The following is a 12,821-nucleotide window of genomic DNA, read 5'->3' as shown; positions in this document are numbered from 1 at the left end:
CGCCAACGGCCTCGACCGGGCACCGCGGGCGGGCGGCGGGGCGGGCCTGAGACGATCAGGCTGCGGCATGTTTGCAACCGCCGGGCAGCGCTCGACCGGTGACGGGCCACGGCGGACATGCGGTCCCGGGCCGGCGCGGGGCCGGAACGGTCAGACCGGAACGGGTCCGCGACCCGGGATCGTCACGGACCGAGACCTCCGAAGCGGGATGATCACACGACTCCGGCCGGCCGGGACCGGCGCATTACGACGATCATCGGCCGATCACCCGACCCCGGACAGCCGCCGGCCGAGGGTCGCGGGCCGAGACCGGCACCCGGGGCGATCACCGGTCTGCTCCGCGGCCCGGGACGATCACCGAGCGGCTCCGCGGTCCGAGATGATCACCGGGCGGAGCAGCCCGGCAGGAACGGTCTGCGACGGGCCCGCGGGCCGGGACGGCCGAGCGACCGGGCAGGAACGGCCCGCGACGGGCCCCGGGCCACGACGGCCGGGCCCGGGCAGGACGGACGACGACGGACCGGCGGGTCGGGACGGCGCCCGGACCGAGACCTCGGGTCGAGGCGCCGGACCGAGGTGGTCCCGCGGACCGAGACCGTCAGGCCGCGACGGGCTTGCGGGTCGCCGGGGCGGTGGAGGCGCGTACCACCAGCTCGGGCTCGAACAACAGTTCGTCCCCCTGCACGGTGGCCGCGTCGATCTGGGCGATGAGCAGGTCCACCGCCGCGCGGCCCATCGCGTCGATCGGCTGGCGCACCGTGGTCAGCGGCGGGTCGACGCAGTTCATCAGGGCCGAGTCGTCGTACCCGATCACGGAGATGTCGCGCGGCACCGCCAGGCCGGCACGCCTGGCGGCACGGATCGCCCCCAGGGCGAGCAGGTCGCTGGCGCAGATGAGGCCGGTGAAGCCCCGCCGTACCAGCCGGGCCGCGGCGGCGTGTCCCCCCTCCAGCGAGAACATGGCGTGCTCGACGGACTCCTCGCCGAACTCAAGGCCGTGGGCCTGCGCGTAGGCGGCGAAGGTGTCCAGCTTGCGGCGGGAGGGCATGTGGTCGGAGGGGCCCATCACCATCCCGATGCGCTCGTGCCCGAGGGCCCGCAGGTGCCCGGCCGCCATCTCCGCCGCGGCGACGTCGTCGCAGGAGACCTGCGGGAAGCTGAGATGCCCGACCGAGGCGTTCACCAGGACGGTGGGCAGGCGCCGCTCCAGAATCCGCTCGTAGTGCTCGTGGGAGGCGTCCCCCTGGGCGTACATCCCGCCGGCGAAGACCATTCCCGAGACGTGCTGGGAGAGCAGCAGATCGACGTAGTCGGACTCCGAGACCCCGCCCACGGTCCGGGTGCACAGCACCGAGGTGAAACCCTGCTGGGCGAGCGCGCCGCCGACGACCTCCGCGAACGCGGGGAAGATCGGGTTCTGCAGCTCGGGGAGGACCAGGCCCACCAGACGGGCGCGGTCACCGCGGAGGCGGGTCGGGCGCTCGTAGCCGAGGACGTCGAGGGCCGTCAGCACGGCCTCCCGAGTCGCCTCCGAGACGCCACGCTTGCCGTTGAGCACGCGACTCACCGTCGCCTCGCTCATTCCAACCTTCTTGGCTACCTCAGCAAGCCTGCGCGTCATAGACGCAAGCATACGACAGTATGCGCAAGCAGTTACAAAAATTTTGCGATCCAGCGTCATACCGAATAGGTAGGGCCCAATGTCGATGACTCTGTATGAGAACTCTATGCCCTATTGAGAGCAATTGTCGGTGCCCAGGAGTGCCTTCTCGCTCCTCCGGAGCACCACTCCCCCTCGAATCCCCCTCCAACCGGCCTGGACCGGTCCAGGTTTCCGTAGACTCACGACTCCGAGGTGACGAATATCACTCAAATCTTTGCCATTTAGGCACGAAATATTGCGGACATATGATCGTAATTCTATGACACAGGCATCGCCTAGTTCCGGAACTTTGTCAAGACAGTGGCATCACCTCTCCTCTGGATCCGGTGCCGAAACGGTGAAAAGCGGCCTGGAACAGGCATAGAACAGGCCGGACAGCGGGCCTCCTGGAGTCCCGGCGGCCCCGGGGGCTCAGGTCCCGTTTGAGGGCGCTCCGGGGAGGAAGCCCGTACCATCGGCGACCTACGGGGATGAGGGACGATGGCGGAACGACTGGTGGTGATCGGCGGCGACGCCGCGGGGATGAGCGCGGCCTCCCAGGCGCGAGACAGGCGCGGCCCCGACGATCTGAGGATCGTCGCCTTCGAGAAGGGCGGCCACGCCTCCTACTCCGCCTGCGGGATCCCCTACCTGGTGGGCGGGGAGGTGACCGACGTCAAGGACCTGATCACCCGGCGGCCCGAGGTCTTCCGCGACGAACTGGCCATCGACCTGCGGCTGGACAGCGAGGTCGTCGAGATCGACCTCGGTCGCCGCGCGGTGTCCGTGCGCGACCATCAGGGCGGCGGCCCGTACTGGGAGCCGTTCGACCAGCTCGTGGTCGCCACCGGCGCCGTGCCCAGCCGTCCCGACCTGCCCGGCGCGGACGCCGAGGGCGTGTACGGCGTGCAGACCCTGGACGACGGCATCGCGCTGCTGCGCGCCCTGGAGGAGAAGCCGCGCAGGGCGGTGGTGATCGGCGCCGGCTACATCGGTCTGGAGATGGCGGAGGCGCTGGTACGGCGAGGTCTGAAGGTGTCGCTCATCGACGCCGCCGAGCAGCCGATGAGCACGCTCGACCCGGACATGGGCGCCCTGGTCGCCGATGCCCTGCGCGGCCTGGGGGTCGAGGTGTTTCTGGGCGAGCGCATCGAGGGCTTCGCCGAGTCCGGCGGGCTGGTCACCGCCGCCCTCACCGAGAACCGGACCCTGCCGGCGGATCTTGTCGTCCTCGGTCTCGGCACCCGCCCGAACAGCGCGCTGGCCGAGGCATCCGGCATCCCGGTCGGCGAGACCTCCGGGATCCGGACCGACCGGCGGATGCGCACCCCGGTCGAGGGCGTCTGGGCGGCCGGTGACTGCGTCGAGACCTTCCACCTGGTCTCGCAGCGGCCGGTCGCGATCGCGCTCGGCACCCACGCCAACAAGCAGGGGCGCGCCGCGGGCATCAACATCGGCGGCGGGTACGCCACCTTTCCCGGGGTCATCGGGACCGCCGTGTCCAAGATCTGCGAGTACGAGGTGGCGCGCACCGGTCTGACGACGGCCGGGGCGGCCGAGGCCGGGTTCGAGACGGCCGAGGAGATCGTGGAGTCCACCACGCGCGCCGGCTACTACCCCGGCGCCCGCCAGATCAAGATCAAAATGATCGCCGACCGCAGGACCGGCCGCCTGCTGGGCGCCCAGATCGTCGGCCAGGAGGGCGCGGCCAAGCGCATCGACGCCCTGGCCGTCGCCATCTGGCACGAGATGACCGTGGAGGACATGACGGGGCTCGATCTGTCGTACGCTCCCCCGTTCGCACCGGTGTGGGATCCCGTCCTGATCGCCGCGCGCAAGGCGGCCAAGCGCGTCGACCAGCTCAATCGGGAGGATTGACCCGTCTACGAGGCCGCTCCCCCGCCACGGCATCCGTGGCGGGGTCCGCGGCGGCGTCCGGGGCGGCACCGGCGGCGGGTGATCATGGCCGCCGAGGAAAAAGCCGAGACGGCATGGTTGGGTCGGATGAGAGCGGGCAAGGGCGAAGAATCCAAGTCCCGATACCGACAAGGAGTGACAATGCTCACATTGACGGACACCGCAGCCCAGGTAATCAGGGATCTCAGCGCTCAGGCGATGGATTCCCCCGACACCGGAGTCCGCATCTCATCCGAAAGCGACGGTACCGGGTCGCTCGTACTCTCGATCGTGGAACACCCCGAGTCGACCGACAAGGTGGTGGAGTCGGAGGGAGCACGGCTCTTCCTCGACCCCCAGGTCGTCGAGATGCTCGACGACAAGTCGCTGGACGCCGACGTCGACGAGGGGGGCGGCGTCGCGTTTCTCGTCACCGAGCAGCACCACTGACCATTCCGGGGAGACTCGGCCCGCGGCCCCGGTCCCCTCTCGGGGACCGGGGCCGCGGGGCTGCCGCCCTATCCGTTGCCTTCCGGTGGGCAGCCGTTTGCCTTCCGGAGCCACACAGCCATGTAGCTCCTCAGACACAGCCGCTCGGCCACCCGGCTACTTGTCGGCGCTGCTCAGCGCGAGCGGGTCCTGCGGCGCCTCGGACTTCGCCTTCTCCATCCGCTCGCCGATCTCCTGGAGACTCTTGCGCCCCATGGCCTCCCGCACCTGCGGGAACCACTCCTCTTCCTCCTCCTTGACGTGGTGGCGGACGTTCTCCATCAGCACCGTGACCTTGGCGTCGAACCGCTCGTCCTTGGGGTCCATCCCGCTCAGCTCGGAGAGCATCCAGACCACCACGTGATGCTCCTCCACGCTCTCCAGGACGTGCGAGGAGGTCGCGGGCACGCTCTCGCGGGCGGCCGGGTAGAAGATCTCCTCCTCGATGTAGGCGTGGGTGGTGAGCTCCTTGATCATCTGACCGACGAGTTCCTGCTTCTTCTTGTACGCCTGCTCTCCGGCCTTCTCGAACTCCTTGAACAGCTTCTCGACGGTCTTGTGGTCGTCCTTCAGGAGCACGATCGCGTCCACGACGTTCCTTTCGTCTCGGGGATTTCAGCCCGGGGGTTTTGGTTCAGAGGTTTTCCGGTTCGGGGTGTTGAGGCGGGTGGTCAGCGCACCCGGGGCAGGACCTCCCTGGCGTAGAAGTCGAAGAAGGCGTCCTGCTCCTGGCCGATCTGGCTGATGTAGACCTCGTCGAAGCCCGCGTCCACGTACTCCCTGATCCCCGCGGCGTGCACCTCGGGGTCGGGTCCGCAGGGCGAGCCCTGGCTGGCCTCCTCCTCGGTCACCGTCTCGGCGAGCTCCTCGAAGTGCCGGGGCAGCGGCAGCAGCTGCGACGCCTCGCCCTTGAGACCCTGGGTCGGCCAGAGCCGGTGCACGGTCTTGCGGGCCGTGGCCTCGTCGGCGGCGTAGCAGACCTTCATCCCGCCCTGGGTGGTCTTGCCCGCGCCTCCGGCCTTGTGGAACCTCTCCACCATCTCGGCGCTCGGCCGGGTGGAGATGTAGCCGTCGGCGATCCGCCCGGCCAGCCGCACCGACTTCTCCCCGAAGGCGGACATGTAGACGGGCGGGGGCTCATCGGGAAGCGTGTACAGCCGGGCGGTGTCGAGCCTGTAGTGGGTGCCGCGGTGGGTCACCAGCTTCCCGCTCCACAGATCTCGCATGAGCTCGACCGCCTCCTCGAGCATCTCCAGCCGCTCGGCGGCCGGGGGCCAGTGCGAGTCGATGATGTGCTCGTTGAGCGCCTCGCCGGTGCCGACGCCCAGCCGGAACCGGCCCTCGGACAGGACCGCGCTGGTGGCGGCGGCCTGCGCGATGATCGCCGGGTGGGTGCGGACCAGCGGACAGGTGACCGCGGTGGTGATGGGCAGCGAGGTCGCCTCGGCGATCGCCCCGATCACCGACCAGACGAACGAGCTCTGCCCCTGGACGTCCAGCCACGGATGGAAGTGGTCGGATATCCACAGTGCTTCGAATCCCGCTTGTTCGGCGAGTTTGGCCTGCCGGACGAGCTCCCTGGGGTCGTGCTCCTCGCTCGACAGGAAATATCCGAAAGCGGTCATTTTCGCCTCCTCAGCGACGTGAGCTGCATCAACGTCTCCCTTACCCCTTCCACGAAGGTCAAACGGGCGGCCCCGAATGAGATCGTTTCGGCCCGGGCATGACCTCGCCGGGGAAGCCGAACGGCTCCGCGACGAGCCCGGCCGGAGCCCCTTTCGCGACCCGGTTTCTGGTCATTTCGAGTGCGAGGGTGGCCGTACGAACGGCTCGGTTTCGCCCGTGCCCACGCGCTCCGTCTCGAATCCGGTGAACATCTTTCCCACTCCCTTTCGGTACGGCCGGGCTCGGCCGGGGATCTCAGTACGGCCAGGCCCAGTCGCGGATCTCGGCCGGGTCCTCTCCGTACTCGCGGGTGTGGGCGCGGGCGCGAAGGCGTTCGTCGACCATGTGCCGGCGCAGGTGGGCGGCCCCGGCGCTCGGCCCGGGGACCCGGTCGATGACGTCCATCACCAGGTGGAAGCGGTCGATGTCGTTGAGCATGGCCATGTCGAAGGGCGTGGTCGTGGTGCCCTCCTCCTTGTAGCCGCGCACGTGGAAGTTGTGGTGACCGGCGCGGCGGTAGACCAGCCGGTGGATCAGCCAGGGATAGCCGTGGAAGTCGAAGATGACCGGTCGGTCGGCGGTGAAAAGGGCGTCGAACTCGGCGTCGGCCAGGCCGTGCGGGTGTTCGGAGGGCTGCTGCAGCCGCATCAGGTCGACCACGTTGACCACCCGGACCTTCAGCTCGGGCAGGTGCTCGCGGAGGATGGCCGCCGCGGCCAGGGTCTCCAGGGTGGGCACGTCACCCGCGCAGGCCAGCACCACGTCCGGGTCCGAGCCGACGTCGGTGGACGCCCACTCCAGGATGCCGAGGCCCCGGGTGCAGTGCGCGACGGCCTCGTCCATGGTGAACAGGTCGAGCACCGGTTGCTTGCCGGCCACGATCACGTTGACGTAGTCGCGCGAGCGCAGGCAGTGGTCCGCTGTCGAGAGCAGCGTGTTGGCGTCCGGCGGCAGGTAGACCCGCACCACGGACGCCTTCTTGTTCATCACCACGTCCAGGAAGCCGGGATCCTGGTGGCTGAAACCGTTGTGGTCCTGGCGCCACACGTGGGAGGAGAGCAGGTAGTTGAGCGAGGCCACCGGCCGCCGCCAGGGAATCCTCTTCGAGGACTCCAGCCATTTGGCGTGCTGGTTGAACATCGCGTCCACGATGTGGATGAAGGCCTCGTAGCAGTTGAACAGCCCGTGACGTCCGGTGAGCAGGTAGCCCTCCAGCCAGCCCTGGCACAGGTGCTCGCTCAGCACCTCCATCACCCGCCCGTCCGGAGCCAGATGCTCGTCGGTGGGCAGCGTCTCGGCGTTCCACGCCCGGCCGGTGACCTCGAAGACCGCCTGCAGCCGGTTGGAGGTGGTCTCGTCGGGACCCATCAGCCGGAAGTTGTCCGGGTTCGCGGTGATGACGTCGCGCAGGAAACGGCCGAGCACCCGGGTCGGCTCGCTGAAGGTGGAGGCGGGAGCCTTGACCTCGACGGCGTGCTCGCGGAAGTCGGGCAGGGTCAGCGGGCGCAGCAGCTCGCCGCCGTTGGCGTGCGGGCTGGCGCTCATCCGGCGCGGTCCTTCGGGCACTGTCCGGAGGATCTCGGCGATGGGCCGCCCCTCGGCGTCGAAGAGCTCCTCGGGCCGGTAGGAGCGCATCCACCGCTCCAGCATCGCCCGGTGATCGGCGTTGTCGCGGACCGCGGCGAGCGGTACCTGATGGGCCCGCCAGGTGCCCTCCACCGGCAGGCCGTCCACCTCCTTCGGTCCCGTCCAGCCCTTCGGCGTACGCAGGATGATCATGGGTGGGCGACCGCCCTCGGCGATCTCGTCGAACACCGTGTCCAGCGTCTCGGCCATGATCTGGTGCACGGCCGAGGGATCGTCACCCGCCACGACGTGGGGGCGGAAGCCGTACCCCTGCATGAGCTTGATCAGCTCTTCCTCCGGGATGCGGGCCAGGACGGTCGGATTGGCGATCTTGTAGCCGTTCAGGTGCAGGATCGGCAGAACCGCGCCGTCACGGCCGGGGTCGCGGAACTTGCCCGAATGCCAGCTCGCCGCGAGCGGCCCGGTCTCGGCCTCGCCGTCACCGATCACGCAGGCCACGACCAGATGCGGGTTGTCAAAGGCGGCGCCGTAGGCGTGGGCCAGGGAGTAGCCGAGCTCGCCGCCCTCGTGGATGGAGCCGGGCGTCTCCGGCGCGACGTGGCTGGGGATGCCGCCGGGGAAGGAGAACTGCCGGAACAGCCGTCGCATCCCCTCGGCGTCACGGGAGATATCCGGATATTTCTCGGTATAGGACCCTTCCAGCCAGGCGTGCGCGACAGCCGCCGGACCACCGTGCCCGGGACCGGCAACGTAGATCATGTCCTGGTCCCGGTCGGCGATGATCCGGTTGAGGTGCGCGAAGCAGAAGTTCAGCCCCGGCGTGGTCCCCCAGTGCCCCAGCAGCCGGGGCTTGATGTGCCCGGGCTGCAGCGGCTCCGTCAGCAGCGGATTGTCCAGCAGGTAGATCTGGCCGACCGACAGGTAGTTGGCCGCCCGCCAGTAGGCATCGATGTGCGCGAGTGCGTCCATACACCCGACAGTTCCTCCGCTGAGGAATTCAAACCTCACCCCGTCGAAAACACGGTCACGTCATGTGATGTGAGCACATTCGCGGAGGGAACCGTTTGTCAAAAAGGGGCTTCCCCTGAAGACGTACGGCCTCAGCGGCCGGCGGGCTCCCAGACCCAGTTCTGGCGTTCGTACAGGACGCCGAAGCCGATCCGCAGCATGTTGTGGAGCGAGGAGTTGTGGGTGCCGGGGGCTTCCGTGCCGGTCTCCGCGACCAGCCAGCGGCAACCGGCGGCACCGGCGGCCCGGGCGCGCGCGGCCAGGAGCGCCGACTGGCTGCCGAGGCGGCGCACGTGCGGCAGGGTGGCCGCGCCGAAGAACTGGGCGGCGCCCTCGCGGACGTACATGGTGGCGGTCGCGACCAGGTCGTCGCCGTCCCAGACGGCGTGCGGGTACCAGCCCGGCCGGCCGACGGACGAGGCCACCATCTCCGCCATGTCCCCCTCCGGCATCTCGAAGCCACGCATCATGACCGACGCCCATTCCGAAGCCTGCCCGGCCTCCACGGGACCGACCCGCAGCTCCGTCTCCGGCTCCGTCCGCTCCTCGCTCCGGGCGACGGCCACCTCCGTGTCACAGACGAGTTTGACCCAGGACGAACCCGCCGAGATGTTCATCTCCGCGCAGATGTCGGCCCAGTCCTCGGGCAGTACGGAAGGCGCGAACTGAAGGACGGCCACCGGCGTCTCCTGCGACCGGTAGAAGTCGCAGACCTCATTGATCAGCTCCGCGGTGATCGGCTCCTCGAAGCCGAGCCCCAGCACCTTGCTCCAGAACCGGCTGGGGTCGTTGCGCATCGACAACACGACCCCGCCCCCAACCCGGAGCGCTTCCATGCCCAAGGCGGCTCGGATGTGCTCCGGAGCGCCGGTCTCGAAGTCGTGGAGGGCCTCGGCCTCGGACTGTTCGGCGAGAGCGGGCGAAATGCGTGCGGTCACGAGCCATCCTTCAGCCATGTGGGTACGTGTCTGGTGATACCTATAGTGCACAAACAACACTGAAGTGATGATATGACCGTATTTTTAGCTGTATTTCCATCAAAAAGCATCTAGCTTGAGCCCGCCACCGACGACGTGACCATAGAGGACGGCGGGCTCCCAGGGGTGCCAGGGGGACAGATCAGGTCCGCGGGTCACGAGCATGCGAGTGGCGGCGCCACCTGACGCCGCCACTTCGCGATCGATGCCCGGCCCTCCTCGGCCAGGGCGGCCCCGGACAGGTCGCGGATCAGCCGCGAGGCGACGGCACGCCCGGGTGGAGTGCCGTCGGCTCTCGGCGATCGGAACCGCTCAGTCGTCGTCCTGACCGTCGGCGTCGTCGCCGTCGTCGTCCTGATCGGTGTCGGTCTCGCTCTCCTGCTCCAGGATCGCGCCGGTGGTGGCGTCGATCTCGAAGTCGTGCTCGACGGCATCCTTACGGAGCTCGATCTCCCAGGTGGCAGGGGTCTCGTCGCCGTCGAACTCGGCCTCGGCCGGCTGGGCGCCGGGCACCTTGTCCTGAGCGATCTTGATGGCCGCCTCCCGGTTGACCTTCGCTGCGGCCTCGCCGGGCTCGGGAGTCCGCGGAGCCGCCGGGCTCACCGGTGCGGAGGTGGTCGTCCCCCCTGCGGGAGAGGGCGTGGGCGTCGCGCTCGCGGCGAAGGCGGCGCCGCCGCCGGCGACGACGGTGAGCAGTCCGGCAGTGGCGGCGGTGAGTCTCATCGTGTTTCTCATGCCTTGATCGTGTCGCCCGTCGCGATAGAGCCACGCTGCGAGAACCCTAAGCGATGGTTAAGGCGACGCGGGCGGGCCGAAGGTCACCTCGACGGCGGCCCCGCCGCCCGGAGCCGTGCCCACGCTCAGCGATCCGCCGGACGACTCCGCGGTACGGCGGGCGATGTCCAGCCCCAGCCCGGTGGAGTCGCCGCCGCTGCTGCCCCGCCCCAGCCGTTCGGTCCCGAACCCGGGTCCCCCGTCGGTCACGACCAGGCTCGCGCCGCCTCCGGCGCCGGAGGTGAGCCGCACGCCGAACGGCGCTCCCTCGGGAGTGTGCGCGAAGACGTTGCCGAACAGCGCGTCGACACACGCGGCCAGCTCGTTCGAGGCCACGGCGACCGGCAGAGGCTCCGTGGGGAGGTCGAGACCCATCACCCGGTCCTGGTCCTCGGCCAGGACCGACCAGAACCGTACGCGTCCGGCCACAACCGAGGTGGCGTCGCACGACTCCCGCACGGGTGCACGCTGCCGGGCGGTGTTGATGATCGAGGTCACGGCCCGCTCCAGATCGTCCACCCGGGCTCCGATCTGCTTCGCCTCGCCGGGGTCGGTCAGGGCCTCGGCGTTCAGCCGCAGGCCGGTGAGCGGTGTGCGCAGGCGGTGCGAGAGGTCGACGACCGACTCGCGCTCGGCGGCCAGCAGATCGTCGATCCGCCCGGCGAGATGGTTGAGTGCCAGCGCCACCGACCGGACCTCGGGCGGGCCCTCCGGCGAGGCCCGGGCGGCCAGTTCTCCGCCCGCCAGGCGGTGCGAGACCTCGGCCAGCGCGGCGATCGACGTCGTCACGGTCCTGGCCAGCCTGTCCGCCAGCGCGATACCGAGCACGGTCAGCGCCAGCCCGAGGACCAGCAGCCCGATCCACGCCTCCCGCACTCCCCGGCTGAGATCGGCCTCGCTCACGAACACCCGGACCACCACCGCGCCCAGCGACGAACTCTGCACCGAGACGAGGACCTCGTTGCCGCCGGGCACCCGCGCCGTGACACTGCGCCCCAGTGCCGCCAGGCGGACCGCGTCCGACCGGGGGACCGCCCGGCCGAGCGTCCTGCCCCCGGGCAGGAAGACCGTCAGGGGATAACCTCCCGACACCGTGACCTGCTCGACCGTGAGAGCCAGCTCCTCGGGTGTCAGGGTGCTCACCGCCGCCGCGACCGACTCCGCCGCGTCGGTCGCGCGGTCGACGGCCCCGTTCTCGGCGACGGTGCCGATCAGCAACGCCATCGGCACGAGAAGTGCGATCAGCACCAGCGAGGTGGTGGCCGCCATCACCAGCGCCAGCCAGCGCCTCACGTGGGCTCGACCAGCTTGACACCGACCCCGCGCACGGTGAGCAGGTAGCGGGGGTTCTGGGCGGTCTCGCCGAGCTTTCGCCGCAACCACGACAGGTGCACGTCCACGGTTTTGTCGGCTCCGCCGTAGGGCACCTGCCAGACCTCGGTCATCAGCTCCCTCTTGGTCACCACCTCTCCCGCGCGGGTCGCGAGAAAGTGCAGGAGGTCGAACTCGCGAGGCGTGAGCTCGAGCGGCGCACCGTCCAGGACCGCGTCACGGGAGCGGGGATCCAGCCGCAGCCCCGCGACCGTGACCGACGTGTCGGGAGAACGGTCGTCGCCCATGCGGCGCAGGACCGCCCGGACCCGGGCGTCGAGCTGTGCCGCGCTGAACGGCTTGACCACGTAGTCGTCGGCCCCCGAGTTGAGGATGGGAACCATCTCGGCATCGCCGTCGCGAGCGGTCGCGACGATCACCGGCACCCTGCTCACGGCCCTGAGCATGGGCAGCAGTTCGGCGCCGTCGAGGTCGGGCAGCCCCAGGTCGAGCACGACCAGGTCCGGCCGGTCGCGCACGGCCAGGCGCAGACCGTCGAGGGCGGTTGAAGAGGAGGAGACGACGTGGCCGAGCTCCCGCAGCCCTCGCGTGAGAGCGGTGCGGATCGTCACGTCGTCCTCGATGAGAAGGATTACCGCCATTTGACATCTTCCCCGGCTTTGAAAATCGGGGATTCCAGCACCCGGTCTTCCAACCAGGTCTGTCGGTTCGCGGTTCACCGGCCCGGGCAACCCCGAAGCCTCCCCGCGCAGACACGGCAATGCCCTGCCGCGCTCCAACAAAAACATGCCCCACTTGGCTATCGCGGAACACCCCAACCCTACCCAGCCCGACCCACGCAACAAGAGAAAACGCAACAAGCATTTCCTGCCGCCCCGAAGAACGAGGCATCCACGTTAGACGTCCGGTGAGTGGAGATACCGGCGGCAGGATGGACGTTGTCTTAATCTAGCTGTGACGCCGGAGGGGGAAAAGTATGGCGATGAGACGGCGATTGCTGCTGGCCGTGGCCGGCTGGCTGGTCACGGCGCTCGTCGCGACGGTGGCCGGGATCGCCGTTCTGAGCCTGCTGGGCGGGTCCCTGACCGGCGCGTCCGATCATGCCCTGGCCCCGGAGGAGGTCCGCGCCGAGCTGGCCGCCGCCTCCCCCCGCCCGCCCCTGCCGTCCTCGTCCGCCTCCGCGGACCTGTCCGCTCCCACGAAGGTGTTCAGCACCCGCGGTGGCACCGTGATCGCGCTCTGCCAGGACGGGCTGATCCGTCTGCGCTCGTGGAGTCCCGCCCAGGGCTACTCCGTCGACGACGTCGAACCAGGCCCCGCGCATAAAGCCGAGGTGGAGTTCGAGTCGGATCAGTCAGAGCTCAAGGTCGAGGTCCGGTGCGGAAGCGACGGCCTTCCCGTCCATACGGTGACGTCCTAGCGACCAGGGCTGACCATCGGCGAGGGCACGA

Annotated in this window: 11 protein-coding genes; 3 read left to right on the top strand and 8 right to left on the bottom strand. The window is 69.5% G+C overall.

The window, feature by feature from the left end:
• Nucleotides 1-598: 598 nt before the first annotated feature.
• Nucleotides 599-1,621, bottom strand: a complete 1,023-nt coding sequence (locus CHC08_RS21870) for a LacI family DNA-binding transcriptional regulator (RefSeq protein ID WP_089209196.1) — start codon at nucleotides 1,619-1,621, stop codon at nucleotides 599-601.
• 522 nt (nucleotides 1,622-2,143) lie between these two features.
• On the opposite strand from CHC08_RS21870, the gene CHC08_RS21865 reads away from it, so the two are divergent.
• Complete coding sequence (locus CHC08_RS21865; RefSeq protein WP_089209195.1) at nucleotides 2,144-3,520, top strand: FAD-dependent oxidoreductase; 1,377 nt, start codon at nucleotides 2,144-2,146, stop codon at nucleotides 3,518-3,520.
• A 180-nt stretch (nucleotides 3,521-3,700) separates the two neighbouring features.
• Nucleotides 3,701-3,988 (top strand): iron-sulfur cluster assembly accessory protein, encoded by a 288-nt coding sequence (locus CHC08_RS21860; RefSeq protein WP_089209194.1) that lies wholly within the window; start codon nucleotides 3,701-3,703, stop codon nucleotides 3,986-3,988.
• Nucleotides 3,989-4,144: 156 nt separating this feature from the next.
• Here the strand turns inward: CHC08_RS21860 and CHC08_RS21855 are convergent, their stop codons facing one another.
• From CHC08_RS21855 to CHC08_RS21825, 7 genes are all read right to left on the bottom strand, one after another.
• Nucleotides 4,145-4,618, bottom strand: a complete 474-nt coding sequence (locus tag CHC08_RS21855) for a hemerythrin domain-containing protein (protein WP_089209193.1) — start codon at nucleotides 4,616-4,618, stop codon at nucleotides 4,145-4,147.
• Between the two features lie 80 nt (nucleotides 4,619-4,698).
• Nucleotides 4,699-5,652 (bottom strand): LLM class F420-dependent oxidoreductase, encoded by a 954-nt coding sequence (locus CHC08_RS21850; RefSeq protein ID WP_089209192.1) that lies wholly within the window; start codon nucleotides 5,650-5,652, stop codon nucleotides 4,699-4,701.
• 295 nt (nucleotides 5,653-5,947) lie between these two features.
• On the bottom strand, nucleotides 5,948-8,248 hold the full coding sequence (locus CHC08_RS21845) for a phosphoketolase family protein (RefSeq protein WP_089209191.1): 2,301 nt from the start codon (nucleotides 8,246-8,248) through the stop codon (nucleotides 5,948-5,950).
• A gap of 131 nt (nucleotides 8,249-8,379) precedes the next feature.
• Nucleotides 8,380-9,225: a hypothetical protein gene (locus CHC08_RS21840; RefSeq protein ID WP_218825406.1), complete on the bottom strand. Its 846-nt coding sequence runs from the start codon at nucleotides 9,223-9,225 to the stop codon at nucleotides 8,380-8,382.
• 351 nt (nucleotides 9,226-9,576) lie between these two features.
• A complete protein-coding gene (locus tag CHC08_RS21835; RefSeq protein ID WP_089209189.1) occupies nucleotides 9,577-9,999 on the bottom strand; it encodes a PepSY domain-containing protein in 423 nt (140 codons plus the stop codon).
• Nucleotides 10,000-10,056: 57 nt separating this feature from the next.
• A complete protein-coding gene (locus CHC08_RS21830) occupies nucleotides 10,057-11,331 on the bottom strand; it encodes a sensor histidine kinase (RefSeq protein ID WP_089209188.1) in 1,275 nt (424 codons plus the stop codon).
• Nucleotides 11,328-12,011, bottom strand: a complete 684-nt coding sequence (locus CHC08_RS21825; RefSeq protein WP_089209187.1) for a response regulator transcription factor — start codon at nucleotides 12,009-12,011, stop codon at nucleotides 11,328-11,330. The genes CHC08_RS21830 and CHC08_RS21825 overlap by 4 nt, the downstream gene beginning before the upstream one ends.
• Before the next feature lie 341 nt (nucleotides 12,012-12,352).
• Between CHC08_RS21825 and CHC08_RS21820 the strand changes: the two genes are divergently transcribed.
• Nucleotides 12,353-12,790, top strand: a complete 438-nt coding sequence (locus CHC08_RS21820) for a hypothetical protein (RefSeq protein WP_143653300.1) — start codon at nucleotides 12,353-12,355, stop codon at nucleotides 12,788-12,790.
• The last annotated feature ends 31 nt before the right edge of the window (nucleotides 12,791-12,821 follow it).

This window comes from Streptosporangium subroseum (assembly GCF_900188345.1).
In the GTDB taxonomy this organism is placed as follows: Bacteria; Actinomycetota; Actinomycetes; order Streptosporangiales; family Streptosporangiaceae; genus Streptosporangium; species Streptosporangium subroseum.
Note: the sequence above shows the minus strand (reverse complement) of the source record. Positions and strands in the feature narration are given on the sequence as shown.